The organism is Tractidigestivibacter montrealensis (assembly GCF_024741235.1).
In the GTDB taxonomy this organism is placed as follows: Bacteria; Actinomycetota; Coriobacteriia; order Coriobacteriales; family Atopobiaceae; genus Tractidigestivibacter; species Tractidigestivibacter montrealensis.
In genome coordinates, this window is the sequence record NZ_JANSKA010000001.1 from 152,674 (window position 1) to 177,771 (window position 25,098).

22 protein-coding genes are annotated in these 25,098 nt (G+C 63.3%); 8 read left to right on the forward strand and 14 right to left on the reverse strand.

Annotated elements, in window-relative coordinates:
• Nucleotides 1–52: 52 nt before the first annotated feature.
• The 3 genes from NVS32_RS00615 to NVS32_RS00625 form a co-directional block, all read right to left on the reverse strand.
• Nucleotides 53–505, reverse strand: coding sequence for a hypothetical protein (locus NVS32_RS00615; protein ID WP_258498302.1), 453 nt, complete (start codon nt 503–505; stop codon nt 53–55).
• Nucleotides 505–3,603, reverse strand: coding sequence for a glycoside hydrolase family 3 C-terminal domain-containing protein (locus NVS32_RS00620; RefSeq protein WP_258498304.1), 3,099 nt, complete (start codon nt 3,601–3,603; stop codon nt 505–507). Before NVS32_RS00620 ends, NVS32_RS00615 begins: the two co-directional genes overlap by 1 nt.
• Nucleotides 3,604–3,952: 349 nt before the next feature.
• A complete protein-coding gene (locus NVS32_RS00625; protein WP_258498305.1) occupies nt 3,953–4,822 on the reverse strand; it encodes a MurR/RpiR family transcriptional regulator in 870 nt (289 codons plus the stop codon).
• 118 nt (nt 4,823–4,940) lie between these two features.
• On the opposite strand from NVS32_RS00625, the gene NVS32_RS00630 reads away from it, so the two are divergent.
• The gene (locus NVS32_RS00630) at nt 4,941–5,576 is read left to right on the forward strand and encodes a TMEM175 family protein (RefSeq protein WP_258498306.1); all 636 of its coding nucleotides are present in this window, start codon (nt 4,941–4,943) and stop codon (nt 5,574–5,576) included.
• A gap of 390 nt (nt 5,577–5,966) precedes the next feature.
• Here the strand turns inward: NVS32_RS00630 and NVS32_RS00635 are convergent, their stop codons facing one another.
• Genes NVS32_RS00635 through NVS32_RS00640 form a run of 3 tightly spaced genes read right to left on the reverse strand, consistent with a single transcriptional unit; the run spans nt 5,967 to nt 7,098 of the window.
• Complete coding sequence (locus tag NVS32_RS00635) at nt 5,967–6,344, reverse strand: peptide chain release factor-like protein (RefSeq protein ID WP_258498307.1); 378 nt, start codon at nt 6,342–6,344, stop codon at nt 5,967–5,969.
• A gap of 48 nt (nt 6,345–6,392) precedes the next feature.
• Nucleotides 6,393–6,743, reverse strand: coding sequence for an HI0074 family nucleotidyltransferase substrate-binding subunit (locus NVS32_RS10965; RefSeq protein WP_368407207.1), 351 nt, complete (start codon nt 6,741–6,743; stop codon nt 6,393–6,395).
• A 49-nt stretch (nt 6,744–6,792) separates the two neighbouring features.
• Entirely contained in the window at nt 6,793–7,098 is a 306-nt protein-coding gene (locus NVS32_RS00640; protein WP_258498308.1) for a nucleotidyltransferase family protein, read from the reverse strand.
• 251 nt (nt 7,099–7,349) lie between these two features.
• On the opposite strand from NVS32_RS00640, the gene NVS32_RS00645 reads away from it, so the two are divergent.
• Both NVS32_RS00645 and NVS32_RS00650 read left to right on the forward strand, forming a co-directional pair.
• Complete coding sequence (locus tag NVS32_RS00645; RefSeq protein WP_258498309.1) at nt 7,350–7,883, forward strand: hypothetical protein; 534 nt, start codon at nt 7,350–7,352, stop codon at nt 7,881–7,883.
• Nucleotides 7,884–7,976: 93 nt separating this feature from the next.
• Complete coding sequence (locus tag NVS32_RS00650) at nt 7,977–8,564, forward strand: hypothetical protein (RefSeq protein WP_258498310.1); 588 nt, start codon at nt 7,977–7,979, stop codon at nt 8,562–8,564.
• Between the two features lie 100 nt (nt 8,565–8,664).
• Here NVS32_RS00650 and NVS32_RS00655 read toward each other — a convergent pair whose 3' ends face one another.
• Complete coding sequence (locus NVS32_RS00655) at nt 8,665–9,132, reverse strand: DUF6323 family protein (RefSeq protein WP_258498311.1); 468 nt, start codon at nt 9,130–9,132, stop codon at nt 8,665–8,667.
• 328 nt (nt 9,133–9,460) lie between these two features.
• Nucleotides 9,461–9,979 (reverse strand): DUF1653 domain-containing protein, encoded by a 519-nt coding sequence (locus NVS32_RS00660; protein WP_258498312.1) that lies wholly within the window; start codon nt 9,977–9,979, stop codon nt 9,461–9,463.
• A 125-nt stretch (nt 9,980–10,104) separates the two neighbouring features.
• Here NVS32_RS00660 and NVS32_RS00665 point away from each other — a divergent pair, with 125 nt between their 5' ends.
• Nucleotides 10,105–10,755 carry an HAD family hydrolase gene (locus NVS32_RS00665; protein WP_258498313.1) on the forward strand — a complete coding sequence of 217 codons (651 nt, stop codon included), beginning with the start codon at nt 10,105–10,107 and terminating at the stop codon, nt 10,753–10,755.
• An 11-nt stretch (nt 10,756–10,766) separates the two neighbouring features.
• On the opposite strand, the gene NVS32_RS00670 is transcribed toward NVS32_RS00665, so the two are convergent.
• Genes NVS32_RS00670 through NVS32_RS00680 form a run of 3 tightly spaced genes read right to left on the reverse strand, consistent with a single transcriptional unit; the run spans nt 10,767 to nt 17,289 of the window.
• Nucleotides 10,767–13,121: a glycoside hydrolase family 3 C-terminal domain-containing protein gene (locus NVS32_RS00670; protein WP_258498315.1), complete on the reverse strand. Its 2,355-nt coding sequence runs from the start codon at nt 13,119–13,121 to the stop codon at nt 10,767–10,769.
• Nucleotides 13,122–13,123: 2 nt separating this feature from the next.
• Nucleotides 13,124–15,793, reverse strand: a complete 2,670-nt coding sequence (locus NVS32_RS00675; protein WP_258498316.1) for a family 78 glycoside hydrolase catalytic domain — start codon at nt 15,791–15,793, stop codon at nt 13,124–13,126.
• 2 nt (nt 15,794–15,795) lie between these two features.
• Nucleotides 15,796–17,289 carry an MFS transporter gene (locus tag NVS32_RS00680; protein WP_258498317.1) on the reverse strand — a complete coding sequence of 498 codons (1,494 nt, stop codon included), beginning with the start codon at nt 17,287–17,289 and terminating at the stop codon, nt 15,796–15,798.
• Between the two features lie 257 nt (nt 17,290–17,546).
• Here NVS32_RS00680 and NVS32_RS00685 point away from each other — a divergent pair, with 257 nt between their 5' ends.
• Together NVS32_RS00685 and NVS32_RS00690 are read left to right on the forward strand one after the other, a co-directional pair.
• Nucleotides 17,547–17,735: a type II toxin-antitoxin system HicA family toxin gene (locus NVS32_RS00685; protein ID WP_258498318.1), complete on the forward strand. Its 189-nt coding sequence runs from the start codon at nt 17,547–17,549 to the stop codon at nt 17,733–17,735.
• Between the two features lie 9 nt (nt 17,736–17,744).
• On the forward strand, nt 17,745–18,206 hold the full coding sequence (locus NVS32_RS00690) for a type II toxin-antitoxin system HicB family antitoxin (RefSeq protein ID WP_258498320.1): 462 nt from the start codon (nt 17,745–17,747) through the stop codon (nt 18,204–18,206).
• Between the two features lie 37 nt (nt 18,207–18,243).
• On the opposite strand, the gene NVS32_RS00695 is transcribed toward NVS32_RS00690, so the two are convergent.
• Both NVS32_RS00695 and NVS32_RS00700 read right to left on the reverse strand, forming a co-directional pair.
• Complete coding sequence (locus NVS32_RS00695; protein WP_258498321.1) at nt 18,244–19,794, reverse strand: NAD-dependent epimerase/dehydratase family protein; 1,551 nt, start codon at nt 19,792–19,794, stop codon at nt 18,244–18,246.
• Between the two features lie 2 nt (nt 19,795–19,796).
• Complete coding sequence (locus NVS32_RS00700) at nt 19,797–20,810, reverse strand: NAD-dependent epimerase/dehydratase family protein (RefSeq protein WP_258498322.1); 1,014 nt, start codon at nt 20,808–20,810, stop codon at nt 19,797–19,799.
• Nucleotides 20,811–20,964: 154 nt separating this feature from the next.
• Between NVS32_RS00700 and NVS32_RS00705 the strand changes: the two genes are divergently transcribed.
• Both NVS32_RS00705 and NVS32_RS00710 read left to right on the forward strand, forming a co-directional pair.
• Nucleotides 20,965–22,155, forward strand: a complete 1,191-nt coding sequence (locus tag NVS32_RS00705) for a helix-turn-helix domain-containing protein (RefSeq protein WP_258498323.1) — start codon at nt 20,965–20,967, stop codon at nt 22,153–22,155.
• A gap of 155 nt (nt 22,156–22,310) precedes the next feature.
• The gene (locus tag NVS32_RS00710; protein ID WP_258498324.1) at nt 22,311–23,675 is read left to right on the forward strand and encodes a PFL family protein; all 1,365 of its coding nucleotides are present in this window, start codon (nt 22,311–22,313) and stop codon (nt 23,673–23,675) included.
• 250 nt (nt 23,676–23,925) lie between these two features.
• On the opposite strand, the gene NVS32_RS00715 is transcribed toward NVS32_RS00710, so the two are convergent.
• On the reverse strand, nt 23,926–24,777 hold the full coding sequence (locus tag NVS32_RS00715; protein WP_258498325.1) for a hypothetical protein: 852 nt from the start codon (nt 24,775–24,777) through the stop codon (nt 23,926–23,928).
• Nucleotides 24,778–25,098: the final 321 nt, after the last annotated feature.

Genomic DNA, 25,098 nt, shown 5'->3' on the forward strand with positions numbered 1-25,098 from the left:
CCGCCCAGTACGGTCAATTCTCGCCGACGTGCGCCCGCCGGCCAAGGTCTGGCTACTTTGCGCTCTTGCCGTGGCCCAGGAAGGCGGCAATCACGGAGAAGAGCCAGGTCACCAGCGAGATGACGATAACCGCAACGGCCTGGGTGGCCGCCTCGTGCGCCTCGACGTTACCCAGCTCGAGGTTCGAGCCAAGGACCTGCGCCAGGGACTCGACGCGGGCGGAGATGAACATCACGCCGGCAACCGCAAGGCAGCAGGGCACGGCAACGCGCAGCACGTCAGAGACAATGGCCAGGGCATAGCCCTCCTTGCCACGGCCAAGGGCAAGGACGATGACCTCCGCCGCAATGGCAACAACGAGCAGGGCAGCGATGACCGGATTGAGGTCGACGTAGTACGCGCGGGTCGCGTTCATCACGTAGAGCACGAACGTCACGATGCTCAGCAGGCAGACAATGGCGTAGAAGACGCCGGCTGCCCCCATGGACTTCTTGGCAGATCCCATTACTTCTCCTCCTTGGCTTCCGTGGCGTCATGCGCACCCTTGACGGCATCGCGGACGTAGAGCGCACCAAACACTGCGGCAAGTCCGTAGCCGGCCACCGTGGCGCCGTTGAGCGCCATCTCCCACCAGGGCGTCACTCGCACGGTCTTGATGTTCTGCGCAGCGCTCTGGGCAAATGCGTAGAGCTGGTACTTCATGTTCTGGCGGGCATACTCGACGAGCGTCGCGTCGCTGGCGATGAGGTCGTGGGTCATGTACGGCCAGCTCTCCTGGACATCGGTGAGGGTCTCGTCGGTCGAGAAGTCGGCCATCATCGTGACGCCGCCGTAGATGCACGTCTCCGGGCGGAAATAGCCGGGGTTGTTCACCATGTCGGTCGACATGAGGCCCTTGAATCCCCACTCGCCTCGCAAGATGTTGCGGAGAAGCCCCCAGGAGCCGTTGACGGGAGTTGCGCCGACCCTGCCGAAGGCGGTCATGATGCCGAGGGCGCCAGCGTCCTCGAAGGAGGCGCGGAAAGCGCGGAGCTCGCCCTCGCGGGCCTTCTGCTCGGTCATGTACGGGGCAACGCCGGCGCGCTTGGTCTCCTGGTCGTTGAAGGCAAAGTGCTTGGGGCCGATGATGATGCCGTACTCGAGCGCGCCCTCGACCGTACGCGCGGACATGAGGCTCGAGAGCACCGGATCCTCGGAGTAGTACTCGAAGTTACGGCCGTTGTAGGGGCAGCGGTGCAGGTTCGCCGCAGCACCCCACAGGAGGTAGTTGCCGCTCCAGAGGCCGTCATTGCCGAGAAGCTCGCCCCAGCTCTTGGCGATGTCCTCGCTGAAGGTGCTAGCGATGGTCGTCTCGTTAGCCATGGTGTTGAGCACGTAGTTGGCGTTGACGTCGTCGGCGTGCAGGCCGCGGCCGGCGAGCGTGGTGCCAAAGCCGTTGGGGCCGTCGTTCTGGTAGACCACGGGGTTCTCGATCTCGGGGATAACGTCGGACTGGCTGCCGCCCTTGATGATCTTCGCGAAGAGCGTGTCCACGGGGATCTCGTCGACGAGCTTATCCCACTGGGCGTCGTCGATGTTGTCGTCGCCCGCAAGGCTGGAGAGCGTGAGGCCAGCGGGTGCGCCGTTGACGTCCGCGACCTCGCCGTTCTTCGTAATCTGGTACTCCTCGCAGCAGAGGTTCCTGACCCATTCCTCCTGTTTGCCTCCGCCAATGGTGAGGTCGTCGTAGGTGCGCGGGAAGGTGCCGTTCCAGTCGCTTCTCGAGAGAGGTGTTGCGTAGCCGGGCTGGTAGTAGTTCACGTCGGCATCTGCGAGCTGGTTCTCAATCTCGGTGCCGTTCTTGGACTTGGCGAGCGTCGACTCATCGACCGTGCCCTCGGAGCCGATGGGCTTGATGCTCACCAGGGAGGCGTCTCCCGTGGCCCCGTTGCCCTGCGCCGCCAGGACGTTGTTCACGGCATCGTGGGCATCCTCAGCAAGCACGAAGCAGTAGTCGCCGCCATCGAGGATCCAGCCGCCCTTGCCGCCCTTGGCGGAGGAGTCCCAGCTTGCCATGTCGTAGAGGTCGGCGGTGATGGTGAGCTGCTGGTCGTCGCCAGGCTTGAGATCGTCGGTCTTGGCAACGCCAATCAGCTGGATGGCGGACTTCTCGACGCCAGCCTTCTTGTCGTAGTCGGTGTAAGGGACAGAGACGTAGAGCTGGGCCACGTGCTTGCCGGCAACGGAGCCGGTGTTGGTGACGGTGACCTTAGCGGTGACGGTCTTCTCGTCCGCGTTAATCTGGACGTCGTCGAGCGTCTGCTGGAAGGTGGTGTAGGAGAGGCCGTAGCCAAACGGGTAGACGACCTCGTCGTCGTAGTTCCACGACGACGCGCCGTTGGAGGCGCCGGCCGCTCCGGTTGCGTTGCCGGAACCCGTGACGGAGTCGTAGTAGCGGGTCTCGTAGTACTTGTAGCCCGTGTAGATGCCCTCCGCCTCAATGACGTAGTAGGCCGAGGCGGTGCTGTTCTCGCCGCCGAGGAAACCGCCCGCGATGTCGGTGCCCATGGCACCCATGAGGGAGTCTGGCCAGGTGACCATGCTCGTATCGGCGACCTTGATCGAGCCAAAGTTCTGGGAGCTGGGCGCCATGGCGGTGTCCACCGCATACGTGTCCGCCAGGCAGCCAGAGGGGCTCACGGTGCCGTTGAGGATATCCGCGATTCCCAGCGTACCGTAGGCGCCCGGGAAGCCGATGTTCAGGATCGCCGCGATCTTGGGGTCATCCTTGAGGTCGCCAAGCTCCATGGTCGAGCCGCTGTTGACCATCACGATGACCTTGTCGAAGTTCTCCTCGGCAAGCTGGATGAGCGCGCGCTCGTTGGTGCAGATGCCCAGCGGGTTCTTTGTCCCGTATGTCTCGGCGTCGATGCCGGCAGCACCGGGGTAGTAGTCGCTGCCCTCGGAGCCGGGACGAGAGATCACCACGATTGCCGCGTCACCGTACTCGGCGAAGCTGCTGGCAAAGTCCTCGCTCGCCCCGCCCTCGCTCACATAGGTGTCAAAGGAGGGCTCGTTGGGCACGTACGGGGTCGCGAACCCGGCAGGACGATACTTGTAGGCAACCGACTGCATCCAGGGCGTGGGGTTTACCGCCGTGGTGTCCTCAACGGCGCCCAGGGTCTCGTAGATGCTGGTCATGGTTGGGTTGATATCGAAGCCGCCCTGCTCAAGCGCCGAGACAAGGTCGACGGCGTCCTCCGTGGTGATCGAAGAGCCCATCTTGCCACCCAGGAAGGGATACATCGAGCCCATGCCCAGGAGCGTGACCTTGGCCCCCTTGGCAAGCGGCAGGGCCTGGCCCTCGTTCTTCATGAGGACGGTGCCCTCCTGACCAACGCGACGGCCAAGGTCCTCGTGGGCCTTCACGAGGTCGTCCGTCGAAGCGATGCTCGGCGTGAACTTGTCGTCTGCAGTCTGCTCGGTACTCGTCGTACCCAGCGCAGAGTCGATGGTCCCTCTCCAGGAATCAGCGACGCCATGTGCGCCCGTCAGCCCGAGGCCGGCAGACAGCGCAAGGGCAACAGCACCGCGGCGCGTGACCTGCTTCTGTTCTATCCCCATCCGATTGCTCCCTCCAACTGCGTGATTGCCGGCCGCAAGCCATCCGCCGCTTGCGCGGCCCATCCATGCGGCCAGTCTCTGCGGCACTCATGCCGTTTTCGTAAAAAAGCATGCCATATTTGCTAGATTTTCTGAAAATGATTTTCCGTCAGTGGTACCGCGAGCGTCTGTGAGCGCAATGTCTCACCGATTGGCGTTATCTCCGTTGCATGGAAATGGGCGGGGTTCCCCTGTGGGAAGCGCCGCCCGATGGTGAGGGAAATCCCACGTGGCCGGCTTTTCTCGCCGGCGTTGCTGCTCGTCAGCGTTGCTGCCTGTCGGCGCTCTCGCTCGCTGGCCTTCCTTCTCGCTAGCCTTCCTTCTCGCTTGCAATGGTGCGGTTGAAGAGCTCGAGGTTGTACTCGTTGGCGTCGCGCGAGCTGTGGAAAAGGAGCAGCAGGAGCGATTCCAGCACGTAGTTGATCGAGTTGTGGGAGAAGTCGAAGTCGTTCACGAGCAGGTGGTCGCGCGAGACCACCTTAAGGACAACGTCCGCGCGCTCGGCGAGGGGCGATTCCTCGTTGCGCGTGATCACGATGGTTGAGACGCCGCGGTCGATTGCGTTGTTCATGACCTTGCGCAGACGGTCCGAGCGGCCGGAGTTGGAAATCACTACCAGGCAATCCTCCGGCTGCATGAGCGATGCGGTGATCATGGCGCCGTCGCTCGTGGAGGGAGAGATGGCGTTGACGCCTGCCTGCGAGAACTTGATGGCAGCGCTCTGCGCGATGGGCAGGGAGCTGCCCACGCCAACAAACATGGCAATGCGAGCAGAGGAGAGGATGCCCACGGCCTTGGTGACGCTTTCCTCGCTCAGCGCGGCAAACGTGCTTCTCAGCTCCTCGACCTTCGTCTCGAGCACGTAGTCGAGCGAGCCCTGGACGTCGGCAAGGCCAATGCCGCGTGAGTCGTCAAACGAGCGCTCCTTGCTCGCGGTCTCCTCGCGCGCGAGGGCGTAGCGCATGTCCGCGAAGCTTGCGTAACCCAGCGAGCGGACGAAGCGCGAGACGGTTGTGTTGGAGATGCCCGACAGACGGGCTATCTCTACCGCCGAAAGCGACGAGACGGTCCCCTTGTGGTTGAGGATGAAGTCCGCAACTGCCTTCTCGGCATCCGAAAGGCCCTCGTAGCGCTGGAGAATTGCGTCGACGACCCCTCCGTGGGTCTCGCTTCCTGTCATGGCATCCCCTCTCTGGATAGGTCTCTAGGGTAGCACCGAGAGTTCCAGAAACGTCGCCGCGGGGCGCGTCCTTCTCGCGCTATCCTGAGTCCGCAGTAACTGCAGCGAGAGGAGCCGCATGGACAAGGGCCGCATGGAGGCGTTCAGCGATGGCGTGATTGCCATCATCATCACCATCATGGTGCTTGGCATAACCGCGCCGGAGGGAGACAGGCTGGCCGACCTGCTGGGGTTGCTTCCGGCGATTGCCGCATATGCAGTGAGCTTCATTGGCGTGGGGACGTACTGGAACAACCACCATCACCTGCTCAAGCTTGTGAACCGCGTGAGCGGGCGGATGCTCTGGTCGAACCTCGCATTCCTCTTTGTGCTCTCGTTCTTCCCCCTTGCCACCGACTGGATGCAGAAGACCGGGTTCGCGGCACTGCCCACCACCTGCTACGTTGTTGTGAACATGCTGGTGTCGCTCACATACATGAACCTCGAGCGCGTCATTCGCCGCGACCTGAGCCAGTCCTGCCCGCCCAACCCTGCCAATGAGAGGGAGGCAGAGCGCCGTGCGATGGTGGAAAAGCGGTCGCTGCTCAAAGAGCGTCTCACTCTAGGGCTTGAGGTAGTTGGACTGGTCATTGCCCTGGTTTTGCCCAGCTCCCACCTTGCGCTTGTGGCGCTGGTCATCGCGTTTCTGCTGTGGATAGTCCCCGACCTGCGCATTGTTCGGTTGCTCGACTTCCTCGCGGAGGAGGAGGGGTAGCGCGGCTGGCGTTTGCAGTCTCGGAGGTCTAGCTCTGGCTTCGCAGGCCTCTCGCCGGCCCAATCTCAATGACTTTGTGCACAAAAACGCTCTATCGGACGGCTTTCTCGTAGTCGCTGCATAAAAATGCTCTATCGGACGGCTGCCATCTGCGTTTGTCATCAAATGTCAAATTACTGTTCCATAATTTTGCATATTTCAAATATAATATGCACTCTAGTCAATACTTAATTAGAACCTTGATGTCAGCGAGCTCGAAGCGCCGTCCGATAGGGCGTTTTCATGCAGCAACATAGAAATCTCCGTTCGATAGCCCGATTTTGTGCAGTAAGGCAGCCCCGAGTCATCCCCCAGAGCCAGTCAAAGCGAGATGGGGATGCGTCCCCTACCCTACTCGTCCATACCGGGTCGGCGCCGAAGACGCTTCACTGCCCCACGACGCCCTTTCTCGTCAAGACGGCGACGCACGGACGCCCTCGTGGGCTTAGTCGCATGGCGCTTCTTTGGCCTGCGCGAACGCCGCAGCAGCTCGGCGTGGATCTTCTCCAGGCAGCACTCGCGGTTCTGGAGCTGGCTACGAGATTCCCTGCTCACAACGGTGATGCCGGTGGGCACGTGGCGCATGCGCACGGCAGAGTCTGTCGTGTTGACGCCCTGACCACCCGGACCGGTGGCACGAAACGCCTCAGCCTCGCACTGGCGTGCTAGCTCCGTCAAGCATAGCCGCGCAAAGCGGGCGTAATCCTGGTATGTGAGTCTCTTCTCCATGCGCCAACCTTACGCCAAGGCGCGCCATGCGTCGAGGGGGCAGCGCGACTAGCGTGTATCAGAACTCGTGAGCACATCTCCATATCGAGCAATCAAGCCCTGCTCAACGCGCTGGAATTCCGGGATATACGCATCAACCACAGCATGTACCAGCAGCAACGCGCTGCTCTCATCATAGACATGCGCAGTGTTGTTTCGATCTCTCAACATCTCAAGCCACAACGTCTCATCCATGAAATCAAAGTACTGATAGGCGGCCTTGATGATGTCGCGAGGAGACCCCGAAGCTGAGACTGGATCGCCTTCGTACGCAAGAAGAGCCTTGAAGAGCTTCCACCCAAGCTCAAACTGAATGAAGAACTTATCGATAATGCCGCCCTGAACGAAGGGGTTGGAAATGTCCTAGCTGGGCGCCTGTCCAAGCGCGGCAAGGACATTGTGATAGTTATCAAACCTTCTCATACAGCACCCTCCCATCCCGCCTGATCTCGCCACGCAAATCTGCGGGGAGGTCATCATCAAGATTGACGACGTCCAACTTCAAGAGACACCACAGCTCATTTTGAAGCCGGTCGCACAGCCCCGCAAAGTCGGAGCATCCTTCGACGGCGAGGTCTATGTCACTCTTCGGACGATTAGTCCCCCGAGCCCTCGAGCCGAACAAAATCACTCGTTGGGCGCCTGACTCACGCGAGAACTGCACTACCTGTGCGTAAACATCCTCTATGGGTACTCGCCCTGTCCCTGAAGTCATGCTGCCTCCGGACTCGTAGTGGCTCTCTTAGTACAGTATCCCACGACCTGGCGTGATTATCGAAGGACCCAGAGAACGGTCTTTCAGGGATCTTGAGCCATGTGCCTCTGTTATGTTGGGTGCCAAAGCAAGGCAAGCGCGCCGACCCGCTGGATAGAATCCCCCTAACCGCAGGCTAACCCCACAAGACGAAGAACGTGCCACAGCCGGCTCACACCTTGGCGCGACGCGGTTCGAGATTGGGGGACATCATGGCAACCTCTCACGGCAACGCAACTACCAGCACCATCACGCGCAGGTCCTTTATAGCCGGCTCGGGAGGCGCTCTCGGAGCCATTGCGCTCGCGGGCTGCTCCACCGGCACGTCTTTGGATACGACGGCAAGCGAGACAAGCGCTTCCGCAACCAGCGCCACGTCGGAGGCCCTGGGCACCAACCCCGCGGACCTCTCCTCCGTCACCATAGACCCCGCCGCGTGGAGTTACGACGAGACGAACGACATCTACTACCAGATCGGCGTCCAGTACTGCGCGACGCCAGCCGCCACAGACTACGAGACCATGGGCATCTACGTCCCCGGCGCGTACTTCTCGGCAACCTCAAACGGTGACGGCACCTATACCTGCACGGTAAACTCATCCGCCGCTGTGGGCAACTTCACCGCGGCGACGGCTCCCGTGGTCATCCCCGTGAACACGGCCGGCTACTCGGCCCAAGCCGCGCCCACCCAATACAGCGCAGACGGCCTCACGGACTACCCAGAGGCCGGGCTCGTCTACGCCTAACCCGGGTGCCGAGGTCGCAGCAACGGCACCAACTCGGACGGCACGAGCTTCGCCGGCGGCGCGCCCTGGGGCGTCACCGACCTCAAGGCCGCCGTGCGCTACCTGCGCTACAACGCCTCCGCCATCCCCGGCGGCGCCGAGCGCGTCTTCACGTTTGGCCACTCTGGCGGCGGCGCCCAGAGCGCCCTCATGGGCGCGACCGGCGACTCCGCCCTCTACGCGCCGTACCTCTCGTCCATTGGCGCACTGTTCACGGACGCCTCCGGCAGCGCGATAAGCGACGCCGTCACCGGCTCCATGTGCTGGTGCCCCATCACCTCACTCGACATCGCAAACGAGGCCTACGAGTGGATGATGGGTCAGTTTGCAACCACCGGCACCCGCGCGGAAGGCACGTGGACAAAGCTCTTCTCGGGCGACCTTGCCGAGAAGTTCGCCGCCTACGTCAACGACCTTGGACTCGTTAACGAGAATGGCTCCACATTGGTGCTCCAGGAGGGTGGCGAAGGAGCCTACACCTCGGGCAGCTACTACGACGCCGTGGTGGACGCCATCGAGACCTCGCTCAACAACTTCCTGGCAGACACTGAGTTTCCGTACACGCCCAGCACATACGCCATCGAGCCAAGCAGAAGCTCGGCCTCCCCCTCGGCAATCGAGGTCGACTCCCCCGCCGTGTAGAGCCAGACCAGGCGGGAGAAAACCTGCGCAGCCCCGCGGCGCGCGCGGTCAAGGTCACCGCCGCTGACATCAGCGCCATTGGTCTCCGCAATCTCCCTGCTCACCAGTCCTCCTCCGTGCGCCACGGGCTATGCTCCCACGCGTCCTCCACGCCCAGCTCCCCGGGCCCGCAGACGTCTGCGGCGGAAAGGCCGAACAGCGCGTCCACATCTCCCTGCGCCGAGTCGAACGCCTCGCGCAGCGCCTCCGCCACGCGCGCGTCCGCCACGCCCATGGGAACCTGGTCGCGCAGCTCGTAGAAGGCATCCTGGATTTCCCCCAGCTGCTCGGCCAGACGGCCCCGCTCAAGGTAGGGAGAGTCCGCAAATGCCTCGACGAGCACCGAGAGCACGCCTCCGCCCAGCTCGACGCGCTCCAGCGAGCCCAGTGCCGCGCGTCGCCGCTGGTCAAGGGCTTGCAGGTCCTTCTCGTCCAGCAAAAGCCCCGCCCGCGCAAGGTCCGTCTGCGCCGCAGGCGAGAGTCCCGCGCCCGTGCCGCCGAGAAACGCCAGCATGTCCTCGCGTGCCACCAACCCGCCCCCCCTCTGTTGCCTGGCTCGATTCTGCCCTATGGAGATTCTGATTTGCAGACTTGAGTTTGGATCGCCAATGAGCCGGGAGCCACCCCCTGCAGCACGTGATAATCGACTCCGCAGGTTCCAAGCGTTGGAACCCGCCCAGAATGGTTTCTACTCTGGGTTCTGAGTTCCAGGTCGGAGGCTGAGCCGTGAAACACGCTGGGCTTCCGTTCCGAGGATGCGTTAGCACAGCCGGAGGGTTTTGTACGGCCGGGGGGCACAGCAACCCGAGATTGGCATACTTTTACGGTTGGTGGCAGTTCACGCCAACACGGCACTCCTACGCCCTTCTGGCCACGCTCTCTACGTGCTGAAGCTCGAAGCGCCAGCGCTGCGTTGCCTCCGGGTACTTCTCGCGATCGACGGGCGAGAGGAACATCGCCTTCGGCCGCACCCAGAGCGAACCGTCCCCGTAGAGCTTGCGGTAGACCACGACCTCCTCGCCGGTCTCAGAGTCATGTGCAACGTCCTCCACGAGGTAGGAGTCGCCTTTGAAGTGGCGGTAGATTCCGTGGATGACGAGGGGATTCTCGACGGCGGGCTCAGTCGCAGGCACGGGCTCCGACGGTGCCGGCGCCGCAGCCTCCACAGCAGCCCTCGTCTCAAGCGCCTGCTCAAGGCACTCCTTCACGCGACCCTTGCACTTGCCGCACTTGGTAGTCGCGCCGGTCATGCGCTTGACGTCTGCCATGCTCGTTGCGCCGGCGTCCACCGCCGCCTCAACGTCTTCCCTGGTAACGTGCTTGCAGCCGCAGACAACATCCTTCTTGCCGCCCTTGCCACCATGCTTCTTGCCCATGTCGCCCCTAACGTCGCAAACAAATCCTCGGCTCCATTCTGCATCACTCTGCAGGCAGGATGTGTCATCGCAAAGGCAACTGACACTACAATGGGCACGCACACCCTCGAAACCTGGGAGAAAGCATGGACAAGCCGCTCGGGCCCGCGCACATCAAGGCAGCGCTCTTCGACTTTGACGGCACGCTCGCAGACACCGAGCGTTTTGGCATCGAGCTGGACGAGGAGGCCTACGCCTACTACGGCATCACGCCAACGGAGGCCGAGAAGGCATCGCTCTCGGGCACAGATGGTTTGGAGTCAATTCCAGCGCTCTTCCATGCACACGGCCTTGGGGTAAGCGCCGAGGAGTTCTTCGCGCACCGCCGCCCAAGCGACGTCATCTACCAAGAGCTACCCATAAAGGCCTCGCCGGGCGCTCGGGAGGTCATGCGCCGTCTACGCGCTGCCGGCGCACGCATCGCCGTTGTCTCGACCACGCGGCACGCACTTGTGGAGACCGTCCTCGGGCGCATTGGCCTTGCCGACCTCGTGGACGTCGTGATTGGCGGGGACGACGTCGAGCACCACAAGCCCAACCCGGAGCCCTACGCCCGCGCTCTCGAGAAGCTCGCCACGACCCCCGCGGAGGCCGTGGCGTTTGAGGACTCACCTTCCGGCGTAGCATCGGCGCAGGCAGCCGGCGTCTACACGTTTGGATTCACGGGCTCCTGCGTGCCGCAGGAGCTGCCGGCGGCAGACGAGCGTTTCCACTCTTTCGAGGAGCTTGCCAAGTAGCACAGCCTGGGCTAGCCCCTGTGCCACGGCGCGCGGCCGTTTGCCAGGTTGAGAAGCGCGTGCGCAACGCCCTCGGGCATGGCGCCACCGGAGCAGTTCACCAGCCCAAACAGCGCGCAGCCGGCACTCGACGCGATGGACATGCGGCACTGCGGGTCTGTTGGGTCGTCGTACTGGCGCTCGACCGCACCCCTAATCTGGTTTGCCACAAAGCGGCAGGTACCGGAGGTCTCCGCCATCTCGAGCAGCGAGTCCGTCTCGTCGTACGTGCCCTTGGTGTGATGTGCCTCCGGCGGGATTGCCCTGCCGAGAAGCACGCGAAAGTCCGCCTCCGTGGGCTTGCCCTTGGGCGAGCGATACCAGGTCCCTGCGTACTTGCCCGGCGCCGCGATGCCCTTGCCCGCAATGTCCAGCGCACCACGCAGCCGCACGTCCTCCACCGAGGACCCAACAAGCACCTGGTAGATGCCGCCAACAACCTTCCAGCCGTTGTCCCACACAGAGAGGCTCTTCTCGTCAAGCGGCACGCCCACGCGGCGGGTCTCGCCGGGGGCAAGCTCCACGCGCGCAAAGCCAGCAAGCTGCACGCGCGGGTGCGGAAGGCCGCCCTCGGGCGCGGCAACGTAGACCTGCGCCACCTCGGCCCCCACCACCTGCCCCGCATTGGTTATGTCGAAGCTCACCGTCCGGCTGGCGGCATCCACCGCGAGCCGGTCGTAGGAGAAGCTCGTGTACGAGAGCCCCTGCCCAAAGCAGTGCGCCACGGGCACGCCCGCGGTCCGGTAGTACCGGTATCCCACAAAGACGCCCTCGCGGTACTGGGACTGGCGGTGCGGCTTGCCCCAGCACTCCGCACACGGCGCGTCCTCCGCGCGCAGCGGCCAGGTCTCCGGCAGCTTGCCCGACGGGTTCACCCCGCCCTCCAGCACGTCGACCGTGGCCTCGGCACCGGCCTCGCCGCCAAGGCCCGCGTAGAGAACCGCGGCAACGTCGGCCTCCCAGGGCAGCTCGACGGGGCTTCCGCACTGAAGCACCACCACGGTACGCGGGTTTGCAGCAGCCACGGCGGCTACCAGGCGGTTCATGCCCTCGGGCAGGCGCATGTCCTCGCGGTCGTAGCCCTCGGACTCGATGGTCTCGGGCAGGCCGACCACCACGACGGCGACCTCCGCGTCACGGGCAACGCGCGCTGCCTCATCTATCAGCGCGTCATTCGTCTCGCCGGTGCGCGCGTCGTAGCCAGCGGCGTACGTCCAGCCAGGGCGCAGTTCGCGCATGGTAGCCACCTGGCGAGCGTTGATGTGGCTCGAGCCGCCACCCTGGTAGCGGGGCTTCTCGGCCATCTGTCCAATGAGCGCCACACGGGCACCTGCTGCAAGCGGAAGCGTTCCATCGTTGGCCAGAAGCACGTGGCCCTCGGCGGCAACGCGCCGCGCCACCTCGCGGTTTGCCGCCACGTCCACGGCGGCTTCGTCCGCGCTGCCGGCGTGCGCGATGGCAAGGGCCGCCAGCCGGCGGGCGCTCTCGCGCACGCGCTCCTCGTGCAGCGTGCCAGCCTCCAGCGCGGCCGCCGCCTGCCTCTGCAGGTGCTTGCCGCCGCCAGGCATGGCCAGGTCGCAGCCGGCCTCGTAGGCGGCGCCGCGGTCGTGCATGCCACCCCAGTCCGTCACCACCACGCCGTCAAAGCCCCACTCGTCGCGCAGGATCTCGCGCAGGAGGTGGCGGTTGTCGCTGCAGTAGATGCCATTGAGCATCACGTAGGCGCTCATCACCATCTGCGGCTTGGCATCGCGAACCACCATCTCGAAGGCGCGCAGGTAGATCTCGCGCAGGGTGCGCTCGTCCACAAGGCTGTCGTTGCTAAAGCGCTTGTACTCCTGCGAGTTCACGGCAAAGTGCTTGACGCACGAGCCCGCGCCGGTGGACTGCACCCCGCGCACGTGGCTCGTGGCAAGCGTGCCCGCAAGCAGGGGGTCTTCCGAGAAGTACTCGAAGTTGCGTCCGCAGAGCGGGCTCCGCTTGATGTTGAGCCCCGGCCCCAGCACCACGCCCACGCCCATCGAGCGCGCCTCTCGCCCAATGGCCGCGCCCATCTGCTCCACCAGATCCGAATCCCACGTGGCGGCGGCCGTCGCCAGCGCGGGGAAGCACGTGGCGGGCTCCGATATGACCATGCCCTTGGCGTCGGTCCCAGGCTTCTGGTAGCGAAGCCCCGAGGGGCCGTCGCTCACGGTGAGCGCCGGGAGGCCGGCCTCCGGGTACGACTTCGTGCGCCAGAAGTCCGCACCAACGCCCAGGTCAAGCAGCTGGTCTCGGCTCAGGCTTGCCACGGCCTTCTCGGCTGCGCTTGAGTACTCGGAATCCATCGCTAGTCCTCCTGACTGCGGATCGTGCATGAAAACTCGTGCGTGCCGGCGGCCACCTCGTAGCGCGAGCCGTCCGGCAGCACCACCGTAGCGCTTGCGTTGGAAGGCACTGTGACCGAGAAGCGCCAGCCACCATCAGTGCGGACCCAGCCGCTCTCCACGCGCCCGCAGGAGCTCTGGTAGGCAGCACGAGCGTGCGAGAAGTGCCCACCAGGCCTGGGCGCCACCGTGAAGTGCCGCTCGCCGTCCGGCTCGATGCCGCACATCACGCGGAAGAGCCACGCGCATACGGCACCCTTGGAGTAGTGGTTGAGCGACGCGATGCCGCCCTGCGCCTGAGTGCCCTCCCACGACTCCCACACGGTGGTCGCCCCCATCTTGGGCATGAAGAGCCAGCCCGGCATCTGCTCGTTCTCGAGCAGGCGATATGCCGCGTCCAGGTCGTACGAGGCAAGCACGTCCATGATAAGCGGCGTGGAGAGAAAGCCCGTGCCCAGACGCCAGCCGTAGTTCTCGCATGCGCGCACCAGGCGCTCCCGCGCGAAGTCCGTCTGGCTCTCGTCGAGCAGACCAAAGACGAGCGGCCGCACGAGGCGAGCCTGCCTGTCGGTGTCGAGCGTGTACTCAGGAAGCTGGCTCAGCTCCTGGTAGGCGCGGCGGCAGCCCTCGGAGTAGGCGCGATAGCGCTCCTCGTCCTCCGCGCGGCCAAGCTCCGCAGCAATCTGGGCCATGCAGCCCAGCACGTAGGCAGTGTAGGCCGTAGCCACCTCGGGGTGCGGCGCCACGGTGTCCTTCCAGTCCATCTTGTGGACGTCCTCGGGCTCGGCCCACTCGCCGTAGCTCTGGCCCATGTTCACCAGATAGCGGCGGTTCTCGCGCGAGAGCCGCACGCGCGGCGCAAAGGGGCCGGTCTTGCCGCAGCGCGCCACCATGAACTCCGCATAGCGACGCATGCCGTCATAGAACTCCGAGAGCACCGACGCGTCGCCGTAGTGCTTCCAGTAGCGATATGGGATGAGAATGCCCGCGTCGGCCCAACCCACCGAGCCATCCAGGAAGCGCATGTAGGAGTCCACACCGCCGGCGGGCGCAACCTGCGGCAGCTTTCCGTCACGCTTCTGCCAGTCGAAGAGGTCGTGCAGCCACTTGCGTTCGAACGTTCGGCAGTCAAAGAGGTACGAGAAGGTCTCGAAGAAGATCTGCGCGTCACCCGACCAGCCGTGGCGCTCGCGCGTGGGGCAGTCGGTGGGCACGTCGAGCGAGTTGCCCTTCGTCGACCACACGGTGGCGTCGAAGAAGCGGTTGAGCAGCTCGTTGGAGCTCTCGAAGCTCCCAGTCTGCGCCATGTCGGAGTAGAGCGCTATGGCCGTGAGAGAGCCAGCCCCCAGCTGGGCGTCCGTCTCGACCTCCACGTAGCGAAAGCCAAAGACGCAGAACGTGGTGCGGTAGTGGTTATGCCCCTCGCGGCACACGTACTCCACCTGCTGGAGCGGCGTGGCAAAGCCCTCGCGCGTGCACTGGATGTTCTTGAGCGTGAGGTTGCCGTTCTCGTCCAGCATCTCTCCGCAGCGGAGAAGGACATGCTGCCCCCCGTGGGCATCAAAGTCCAGCTCCACCCAACCGGCAATGTTCTGGCCCAGGTCATAGAGGAGCCTGCCGTTTGGGGTCTTCCCCGGCGCTGGCGAGAAGCGCTCGTGCATCGTGACCGGCACGTTGTTCGAGGCCGTGGGGACCACGTCGTGGTGCGTCGCGCGGGCGTGGCCGGAGTAGCTTGGCATGCGCGTGGCATCGACGATCTCGCCGTCCTTGTTGTCGGCAAAGAGGATGGGACCGTCGTTCGACCACTGCCAGTCCGGGCCGGTCTCCACGCTCTCCACGATGCCATCGGCATAGGTAAGCTCGAGCTGCGCCAGGAGCTTGGTCTGGGTGCCGTACTGGTTGAGCAGCCCCCACGCGCCGCATGAGCCCCGGTACCAGCCGTCGGCAAGCTGCACCGTAAGCTCATGTCCGCCGGCCGCAAGCGCCTCGGTCACGTCGTAGGCCTGGTATTGGACGCGTTTGCGGTAGTCCGTGTGGCCAGGCGCCATGCAGAAGCCGCCGACCTTCTCGCCATCAATGCGCGCCTCGTAGAGGCCGCAGGCCGTGATGTAGAGGCGTGCGCGCACCAGGCCGGCCGCAACATCAAAGGCGCGACGGAAGCAGTCCGCGGGATAGCGGCCCTCGAGGATGGGCTCGGTCACCACCTGGTCTGGCTGGGCGGGATGCATGGCAGCAATCATCTGCTTGAAGTTGCCCAGGGCGCCCACGCGCTGGGTAGGCACGTCGTAGTCACCGCTGATCCAGCGGGCAGACCAGTCATCGGGCGAGAGAAGCCCCACCTCGATGCCTGCGGGCTCAGACCATGCACCCGCCACGCCCTTCTCGTCCCAGACGCGCACGCGCCAGGTGACGTGCTGGCGGCTTGCAAGCGGCTCGCCCGGCCAGTCAAGCTGCATGGACGCCGACTCCTCGCGGCCCGTGTCCCAGAGGGTCGCGCCGTTCTCATCCTCGCAGACCACCTGGCAGGCGCTCTGGGAGATGCCGTCCTCGTCGACCCAGGCCAGGTGTGGGCAGGCGACGCCCAACCCCAGCGGGTTGGTGAGGCTCTCGGCGGTAAGGTTGGTCGCACGCATGGCTAGGCCTCCTCGGTGGTTGCGGGCTTCTCGTCAGCGGCACCCTGGTGGCGCGCCTTGATCTCTTCCTGCTCCTGCTTGATGGTCTTCTCCACGTTGAGGCGAGAGAGCAGGACCACGATCACCGCAGAGGTGATGATGTCGAGCACCAGGAAGAAGAAGATGAAGACGCCCTTGGTGGCGTCACTCTGCGCGGCAGCCACGGTCACGCCATCCACGACCGAGGGCGGCACGTAGCCCGTCATGCCCAGCATGAGGTTGAAGATGCCATTGGCGAGACCCACGCAGACGGTCTGGATGATGGAGTACACGGCGCTGGAGAGGCCGTCGCAACGGAAGCCAAAGCGCCACTCGCAGTGGTCCAGCACGTCGGCGAAGAGTGCCATGAAGACGTATGCCGCGGGCAGGCACCCCACGTTCTTGATGAACTGCCCGGCGAGAACCACCGGCATGTTGGTGGGAAAGAGGGCACAGATGGCCGAGCCCACTGCCACGATCACAAAGCCCCAGAGCGTGGTGTTTCGAAGCCCCGCCCGCTTGGCGATGGGCCACACTGCAAAGATGCCCAGGCCCATGGGGATGCCGCCAATCACGTTGACCAACGTGAGCGTGATGCCGTCGTTGTAGGAACCCAGCACGTAGTTGCAGTAATAGAGCAGCGACAGGTTCTTGAAGTTGCTCGAGAGCGTGTAGATGAAGAGGTAGAGCATCAGGATGACCCAGTAGCGGTCAGTGAGCACGGTGCGAATCTGCTCGCGGAAGGGCATGGGATCCTCGGCGGCTTGCTCGCCCTGCTCCTCCGTCACGCGCTCGCGGGTGAAGTAGTACTCCATAAGGATGAGCGGAAGCGCGACGGCTCCAAGAATCCAGCCCATCACGGCCCATGCCTCGCGGCTTGCGCCAATCACGGGCAGTACGAACATGGGGAAGAGCATCGCGATGATGATGCCCGTGGCCATGGTCATGGCTATGTTGTTCATGACCGAGAGGCTGCCGCGGGCCTCGGAGTCTCGCGTGGAGAGCGGCACCATGAGGTTGTGCGCCATGGTGTAGAACGAGTTCGCGCAGAGGTAGAAGAGGTTGTAGCTCACCACAACCCAGATGACCTCGGGAACAAGGCCCAGCTGGGGCACCGTGAAGCAGAGCACCGTGGTCACAAGGAAGATGGGTGCCGAGATGAGCAGGTACGGGCGCGCCTTGCCCTGGCGCGTGTGCGTGCGCTCGATGAGCTTGCCCACCCAGAGGTTGACCACGGCGTTGGCAACCTTCGAGATGATGGGAAAGACGAGAAGGAAGAGACCGCCCCAGAGCAGGGTGAGGCCAAGGACGTCGGTGTAGAAGACGTTGAGGTAGCTGGCCAGCACCGCGTTTACCAGTGCTGGGCCAACGGGCCCCACCAGGTAGCCGAGGATCTTCTCGGCAGGGCGCACCTCCTCGGACTTCACCCGAGAGTCAAAGACTGGCTTGTTGATGAACGACAGCCGAGAATCTGCCATGCCGTTTCCCTTCCCGCGCGTGGCCTTGTGGGCCCGCATTCCTGTTGTGCGTACTGTATGGGGTAGGCGTAGGTGAGTTCTTACGTATTTGTCGTTTAATTGTCGTTGTTGTACAGACACCGCTAAGCGGCGTTATTTTGGCCGTCAGCGGCAGAGCAAGTAACTGGCAGCTGGCCTTTTGATGATAATATAGAACATACGTTCTATATATTGCTTGACATTAATTGTCAACTGTTTATAGTTATGAGGTGAACGGTATGCCCAAGGAGCGCGAAGTTCGCAACGTACTCAGTCGGCTTCGCCGCGAAGGATGGACGGAAGTTCCAGGACGCGGGAGCCACATTGTCTTTCGCAAGCGTGGTCAGATGCTCGTCGTTCCCACATCAAAGCACGAGATACCCATTGGGACATACCGCAACATCGCAAAGACTGCCGGATGGCTGTAAGGAGGCAACATGGCCAAGTTCATCTATGGGGTACTTCTCACGCGGGACGAAGAAGGCGGATGGGACGTCACCGTTCCCGACCTCCCCGGATGCTTCACCTATGGCGAGAGCCGCATGGAAGCCCTTGCGCAAGCGGGAGACGCCATGCGCACGTATGTGGCGGCTCTTCTCGCACAAGGAGAGCAGCCCCCCGCACCCACAAACACCCCGTGCCCGGAGGATTCGGAGTCTGTCTACGTCTTTTTCGAGACCAGCGCAGGTTACGTGCTTCCCGGGCCGCATGTTTCCGCAGCAGAGGCCGCACGTCAGTTGGGGGTAAGCCCCGGTAGAATAACGAGAATGATTGACTCGGGAGTCCTTGATGGCTATCGAGTTGGTCGGCACACCTACGTCACCTGCGAAAGCATTGACCGCAGAAAGGAGGAGGGCGCCCGCGCGGGACGCCCTCCCAAGCGACGGGCCATGGGGTGAGTGAGGCATACCAGGCCCCTGTGGCCCAGCGTGCCGCCTAGCACTCCTTGGGATACTCGCGCATCTCGTCTGGCGAGTGGAGCGGGTTCCATACCTGTGCGAAGAAGGGGTCCACCTTCGCGCGGGCACCGTAGTTCCAGCTCTTGGCCTCGCAGACGGAACACCAGTGCCCTCCCTCCAGCACCAGGCGCGGACTCGCCTCGAACTCGTGGCCAAAGGCGCACCTAAAGCGGAGCTTGCCGCGCCAGTCGCCAGTGCGCATCTGCGTGGAGAGCAGCTTGCCGCCGCGGAACTCCGCGGCGCCGCGCACGTCCTCGAGCGAGAGCTCCTCCTCGGGCTTGGACTCGTCGTAGCCGTGGTCGATGTGCACCACGTGCTCCCAGTCGGTGAACTCGGGCATGTCGCTCACCTTCCCGGGCAGTGCCTCCCACGCCGCACGGCTCCCCCAGTAGGCATCGATTCTGTCATCCATGCCTGCCTGGATGAAGTGGCGTGTGCCGTGCTCGGCATCGAGAAGTGCGTCGAACGTTGACTCCTTGATGATTGATCCCATGAGGCGCTGGCCGCCGGGGATGCGGCAAAGGAAGCGAGCAAAGCCAATTGCCGCCGGCCCCATGGCCTTGAGGTACTCGTCGTAGAAGTACTGCATGGAGTCGCCCCTAAAGTGGAGGTAGTTCTCCAGCTTGTCAGAGTCCAGGTAGTACTGGCCGTGAAAGTTGCGAGTGGCAACGAACTTGTTGTCCACCACAGGGTCGAGGCTCGTGAAGCCAAGCTCGCCGTAGAGCTTGCGGTACATGCCGATGGTGCTCACGCGACACGGCTCGCCGCCGCCGATGTTGTATATGTGGCACCAGAACGAGGGGTCAAGCGTGCCCGCCGCGTCGTACTCCGCAAGATGCGCCATCGCACGACCGGAGTCCCTGTCCGAGCAGTACTCGAGCACGTTGAAGAGGCAGTTGTGAAACTGGATGGCGTCTCGTATCTGCACCATGGCGGGGCCGATTATGCCCGTCTGCCTGAGGCTAGCCCAGCGCGCCAGCCCGGACTCAATCACGTACCGCTCGGCAGCCACCTTTGATACGGCGTAATAGTCGAACACGCTGGGCTTTATGGGGTCCCCCACGCGCCCCCAGTGTATGGGCGGCATGCGGTCGCCCGTCTCGGCGACCGTTCCAATGTAGACAAAGGCAGTGGTCTCATCCTGCCCCAGCTCGTGGATCGCGTCCACCAGGCGCTTGGTGCCGCCAAAGTTTACGTGCATTGCCTTCTCGGGGTAGTAGTCCGCCGCAGGCGAGACAAACGCCGCGATGTGGAGCACCAGGCTGGTGCTGAGAAGGCAGCGGCGCACGGCGTCGTTGTCGTCGAGGTCGCCCCACACCACCTCGAGGCCCGGCGTGCCCTCGAAGGGCGCCATCTCGGCACGGTTCTTCTCGGAGTCTCGCACGAGAACTACCAGGTCGAACTTGTCACCCACGTCTGGGAGCATCTGCTTGAGCGACGCCATGCCCATGCCGCCCGAGGCACCGGTCATGAAGACGCGCGGCCTCCCTACCGAGGCCGCCCTGTTCTTCTCGCCTGCCTGTACCATCGCTACTCTCCCCTCATCGAGATGACGTCGGCCTTCTTGTCCGCAACAGCAAGCGAGAGGCGGATGGAGTCCCCAATCGCCGCGTCGATGTCGTCGTCGGTCACGCCGAGGGGCTCGGCGCCCAGGGACTTGTCGATGAAGAGCTCCGACGTTTGCAGATATGCATAGCGCACCATGTCAAGCCCACCATCGATGCCGCGCTTCTTCTGGTCGCGGCGGAGGTTCCAGCCGCCGATGGCGTACATCCACTTGGGGATGGTGCGGATGGGCTTGTCGGGGCAGCCCATGTGCTTGTGGACGATGCGCAGCATCTGCTCCCAGGTCATGTTCCACCAGCCGATGGGATAGCAGTTGCCACCGCGGTTCCTCTCCACGGCGCCCGCGATTGCCTGCCCAACCTGGCGCACCGTGACCATGGCAGTGCCGCCGCGCGTCCACATGGTGGCGCCCTTCATGCCGCGGATGCTCTCCACGAGGAAGACCCACACGGGCTTGCGGCCGGGCTGGGTGCCAAAGATGTAGGGAAGCTCCAGCACGGCGACGTCAAAGTCCGGGCCTGCCACGTCCATGGCGGCGTTCTCCTGGTCGATGCGGCTGCGGATGTAGGGATGCCAGCGGGTGAACTGCATCTCGGGGTGCTTCTTGGCAAAGTAGGCAAAGTAGCTGCCGCAGATAACCACGTGCTTGACTCCGCACTCCTTGGCGAGCGGAAGCAGGCGGCGGATGGGGTCGATGTTGAACTTCTTGTACAGGTCGTAGATGGGGGCTGGCCCCTCCACGCGCTCGTCGACACCCGCTGCGAAGACGAAGGCGTCGCAGCCTCGGAGGTGGGCGCGCATCTCGTCGTCGGTCATCTCAAGATAGTTGCCAAACTCAATCTTCATCTCGGGCGGAAGCGTTGCCCCTTTGGGCACCGGAGGCAGCGCGAGAGCCGTCACTTCGTGGCCGCGGGCGATGAGCTCGCGGGCCGCCTCGCTTCCCAGAAGTCCCGTACCGCCAATCATGAACACCTTCATGGTGCCCCCTCTTTCGTTGCGCCTGGACAGAGTGTTCGAGCATGGCAGCAGACTAGAGGAGGCGCACGGTCTATACTGTCGTTGTTGTTCTCGCTTTGATGCTTTTGTCCTCTACTGAGAACCCTACAGATTCCGCACGCCGAAGGGACACCACATGATGGACCTTGATGGCCTTGACTACCTTGCCACTTCCCTTGCGAGCATCGCAGTGGTACCCGTGCACGTCTACCAAGGCGAGAAGCTCGTCTCGGCCCACATTCCGGTGCGGCTGCCGGCAGACCCGCTTGCCCTTTGCGAGCAGGACGCCCTCGCGCTGGCGAGCCCCGTTGGCTATCTGTCTGTGGGCGACAGCCTCTACGTGGGCGTCGTTTGCGCGGGAGACACGCGTCTGGTGGTTGGCCCTATCCCCGAGGCACCGCTGCCGGCGGCACAGGTCACCCAGATGGCAGCGCAGCTTGGGGTGTCTCCGGCCGACCTCCCACAGTTCCAGGAGGGCATATGCTCGCTCACGCCGTTGCCACTGCTTACCACCGTGCAGGTACTCTGCGCCGTCGCATTTGCTGCGACGGGCGAGAAAGTCGAGCTTGACCGCGTGCTTGTTCACGACGACGCACAGCGAACCATCGGATCCAACCTCGTCAACGAGGAGTTTCACGCCGCGGAGTTTCCCGAGGAGAAGTCCCTGGGCAACTCGTCCCTCAAGGTCGAGCAGGTGCTCTGCGACCTTGTGCGCCAAGGCCGGCCCGACGAGCTGCGCGCGTACTTCTCGGCGTTGCCGTCCTTCAGGGCAGGCGTGCTCTCGCCCAACCTGCTACGCAACGCGAAGGACACCTTTGTGACAAGCGTGACTGTGGTTTCTCGCGCGGCAATTGCCGGCGGGATGAATGCGGACGAGGCCTTCTCCCTTAGCGACTCTTATATCAATCGTTGCGAGCTTGCAAGCGACACGCAGCAGGTAAGCGAGCTGGGCTACCACATGGCGGTAGAATACGCCGAGCGCGTGGGGCATCTGCGCCTTGGCGAGGACCCGTCCCAGCTGGTGCTTGGCGTGACCAACTACGTGCGCAGTCACATCTTTGAGCCCATCCGCACCGAGGACGTTGCGCAGGCGCTCTTTGTGAGCCGCGGGTTTCTCTCGTCTCGCTTCAAGCGGGAGACCGGTATGGGACTTGCGGACTACATTCGCCGCGAGAAGGTCGCCGAGGCAAAGTCCCTGCTGAGAAACACCGAGCAATCCATTCTCGACATAAGCACGTACCTCGGGTTCTGCTCGCAGAGCCACTTCAATGCCGTCTTCAAGCGCGAGACGGGCATGACCCCGCGCGAGTGGCGGCTACAGGAGTAGGGCGACTGCGGTAGGACGACAACGGTAGGGCGACGGCTGGCCTCCCTGGCGCCAACTTTGCGAGGCCTTTTCCTATTGCGAGCCATGGAGCGGCTCCTACGCTCGCTCACCTATAATGGCGTGACGAAGCCAGCAGCCACAGCGAAAGGGCCCAGATGGATATCACGCCGCAGGAAGTATCCGAGACGCTTGCCATGGTCACGGAGCAGAACCTTGACCTCCGAACGATCACCATGGGCATCTCGCTTGCAGGCTGCGCCGATGAGGACATGGGCCGCATGTGCGACAAGATCTACGACCGCATCACGCACCAGGCGGAGCATCTGGTCTCCGTTGCCGACGACCTTGCTGCCGAGTACGGCATTCCCATCGCGAACAAGCGCGTCTCGGTGACGCCGGTGGCACAGGTGGCAGCGTGCTGCGCAGACGAGGACCTCTCCCCCATTGCGCACGCCATGGACCGCGCCGCGCAGACGCTGGGCATCGACTTCATGGGCGGCTTCTCCGCGCTGGTGCAGAAGGGCATCGGCAACGCCGACCGTCGCCTCATCAACTCGGTGCCCGAGGCGCTCGCCACCACGGAGCGCGTGTGCTCCTCACTGAACATCGCATCTACCAGGGCCGGCATCAACATGGATGCCGTGCTTCTCTCGGCACAGACCATTCTCGAGTGCGCGCGCCGCACCACCGACATCGACTGCTACGGCGCGGCGAAGTTTGTCGTCTTTGCCAACATGGTGGAGGACTCGCCGTTCATGGCCGGCGCCGTGCACGGGGTCGGCGAGGCCGACGCCGTAATAAACGTTGGCGTCTCTGGCCCCGGCGTGATGGCCGCCGCGCTTGAGCAGCTGCCCGACGACGCCAACCTCATGGAGGTGGCCGAGGCCATCAAGAAGACGGCGTTCAAGATCACGCGTGCCGGCGAGCTCATGAGCCGCGAGGCATCGCGCCGCCTGGGCGTCGAGAAGGGCATCGTCGACCTGTCGCTGGCGCCCACCCCCGCCGCCGGCGACTCCGTAGCCAAGATCCTAGAGATCATCGGCGTGGGAGAGTGCGGCGGCCCCGGCACCACCTGCGCGCTCGCCCTTCTCAACGACTGCGTCAAAAAGGGCGGCGTCATGGCCAGCTCCAGCGTGGGCGGGCTCTCGGGCGCCTTCATCCCCGTCTCCGAGGACGCTGGCATGATCCGCGCCGCCGAGGACGGGTCTCTCTCGATCGAGAAGCTCGAGGCCATGACCAGCGTGTGCTCCGTGGGCCTCGACATGATCGCCATTCCCGGCGACACGCCCGTGGAGGCAATTGCCGGCATCATCGCCGACGAGATGGCCATCGGCGTGATAAACACCAAGACCACGGCGGTGCGCCTGATTCCGGCGATTGGCCACAAGGAGGGCGACATGCTGGAGTTTGGCGGCCTCTTTGGCAGCGCGCCGGTCATGAGCGTGAACCGCTTCGCCGGAAACGTGCTGGCACATCGCGGCGGTCGCTTCCCCGCCCCGCTCAACAGCCTTAAGAACTAGGGACGAGGTCATCATAGGGCTCACGGAAGATGTGTCTCCTGCGTCATTCTTGTCAGATGCTCCCTCTGTTGGCACGTTTTTACGGTTGGTGGCAGTTTTACGGAGATCCCCTGAGTATCGGGCGGCTCGTGTTCCGGGAAACCGCAGGTCAGCGATTTGCGGCTTCACCGGTCTCACATAAAGGGTTTTCCGAAAACTGCCACGAACCGTCATTTCTCGCAACAGGTTCTTGATTAATTGTCTGCAGCACTCAAAAAAGGATGCGGTGCGGGTCGTTGAAAAATTCATAGAGGTCACGTCGGGCACCGAGTTGCACATCCGTAAGGCCCCGCTCCCGAAGGCCAAACCGCTTGTTGAGCATCCACATAAAGTTCTGGAAGTACTCGAAAGAGCTGAGCTGCCCTGGCGTAGCCGACATCGTTTTTACACCCGAGACCTCCAGGATGTTTCTGCGCTTCTGCGTGTGATCCAGTCGGTAGCGCCCCGTGTGATACTGTTCGCTATCGTATTCCACATCGCCACGCGCACTGGGGATATACACGTCGCAGTAGAAACTATCGGTACCCGCGAACTCCCACAGGTGCTCGGGAACCTTGACCTCTTGGTTCGCGACAATGTGACGAATCCCCCTCCCACCTTCCGACTTGGGAAGGACAAGGGCACTGCAGAGCATGATTTCTCTAGGTGACGCCGTGCGCTCAACGACATAACGCAGCGCCCGGCGCGCCTGCTTTGCGCCATAGGCTCCTGGGGCTTGATCAAGAAAACCGGCGATCGACTCAGGTGTTGTGAGCGCGTCACGCTGACCTGTGTACCCGTGGCCAGAGTCGCCTATAGAAAAGAGGCCGCACAGGTAGTCGCCGATTTCGACGACCTCTCGCAAAGACCTTCCTGCTGCCATCTGTAGAAATGTGAACTCGGGAGAACTCACGAGATTGGAACCAGAGAGTTCATAGAACGATCCTGGTGGTAGCACACCGCTCCAGCGGTGTGCTACCAGGCATCGTTGATTTCGCACCGAATCTGAATCGCAAACCAAAACGTGTAGCGGTCGTTTCTCGGAATAGTCAAAGGACAGTGCATCAAGGCGCACGTCACGCATGTTGGCACTTGAAAACGAGAGACTCTGGCAGGGGCTCACAGATGGGACCGCCTCGTTAGAGATCTTGGTCAACCAATATCTCAAAGCCGATTCATGACACAGAACTACACTCATCTCAATCCCCATCCACGTTTGTTGGCTGAGAATAGCGCGCGGAGGACAGGCACGTTCTTGAGCCGCTTGCACGAAACTGACACCGCAGCTAGAGGTAGAGAAATGTCGTGATGAACGTATGAACGCGCAGGTAGACCTACGCATAAGGCGGAATAGGAATATCGACAGAAAACCGTCAGCTTCTAAGGCAGCACCCACGAAGGCCCT

Coding starts and splice junctions, on each gene's coding strand:
- NVS32_RS00625 (WP_258498305.1), bottom strand. CDS start 4,822: ATGACAGGAAGCGAGACCCACGGAGGGGTCGTCGACGCAATTCTCCAG.
- NVS32_RS00660 (WP_258498312.1), bottom strand. CDS start 9,979: ATGGGCAAGAAGCATGGTGGCAAGGGCGGCAAGAAGGATGTTGTCTGC.
- NVS32_RS00700 (WP_258498322.1), bottom strand. CDS start 20,810: ATGAAGGTGTTCATGATTGGCGGTACGGGACTTCTGGGAAGCGAGGCG.
- NVS32_RS00620 (WP_258498304.1), bottom strand. CDS start 3,603: ATGGGGATAGAACAGAAGCAGGTCACGCGCCGCGGTGCTGTTGCCCTT.
- NVS32_RS00685 (WP_258498318.1), top strand. CDS start 17,547: ATGCCCAAGGAGCGCGAAGTTCGCAACGTACTCAGTCGGCTTCGCCGC.
- NVS32_RS00615 (WP_258498302.1), bottom strand. CDS start 505: ATGGGATCTGCCAAGAAGTCCATGGGGGCAGCCGGCGTCTTCTACGCC.
- NVS32_RS00635 (WP_258498307.1), bottom strand. CDS start 6,344: ATGGAGAAGAGACTCACATACCAGGATTACGCCCGCTTTGCGCGGCTA.
- NVS32_RS00670 (WP_258498315.1), bottom strand. CDS start 13,121: ATGGATTCCGAGTACTCAAGCGCAGCCGAGAAGGCCGTGGCAAGCCTG.
- NVS32_RS00645 (WP_258498309.1), top strand. CDS start 7,350: ATGGCAACCTCTCACGGCAACGCAACTACCAGCACCATCACGCGCAGG.
- NVS32_RS00665 (WP_258498313.1), top strand. CDS start 10,105: ATGGACAAGCCGCTCGGGCCCGCGCACATCAAGGCAGCGCTCTTCGAC.
- NVS32_RS00715 (WP_258498325.1), bottom strand. CDS start 24,777: ATGCGTGACGTGCGCCTTGATGCACTGTCCTTTGACTATTCCGAGAAA.
- NVS32_RS00640 (WP_258498308.1), bottom strand. CDS start 7,098: ATGACTTCAGGGACAGGGCGAGTACCCATAGAGGATGTTTACGCACAG.
- NVS32_RS00710 (WP_258498324.1), top strand. CDS start 22,311: ATGGATATCACGCCGCAGGAAGTATCCGAGACGCTTGCCATGGTCACG.
- NVS32_RS00630 (WP_258498306.1), top strand. CDS start 4,941: ATGGACAAGGGCCGCATGGAGGCGTTCAGCGATGGCGTGATTGCCATC.
- NVS32_RS00680 (WP_258498317.1), bottom strand. CDS start 17,289: ATGGCAGATTCTCGGCTGTCGTTCATCAACAAGCCAGTCTTTGACTCT.
- NVS32_RS00675 (WP_258498316.1), bottom strand. CDS start 15,793: ATGCGTGCGACCAACCTTACCGCCGAGAGCCTCACCAACCCGCTGGGG.
- NVS32_RS00705 (WP_258498323.1), top strand. CDS start 20,965: ATGATGGACCTTGATGGCCTTGACTACCTTGCCACTTCCCTTGCGAGC.
- NVS32_RS00690 (WP_258498320.1), top strand. CDS start 17,745: ATGGCCAAGTTCATCTATGGGGTACTTCTCACGCGGGACGAAGAAGGC.
- NVS32_RS00695 (WP_258498321.1), bottom strand. CDS start 19,794: ATGGTACAGGCAGGCGAGAAGAACAGGGCGGCCTCGGTAGGGAGGCCG.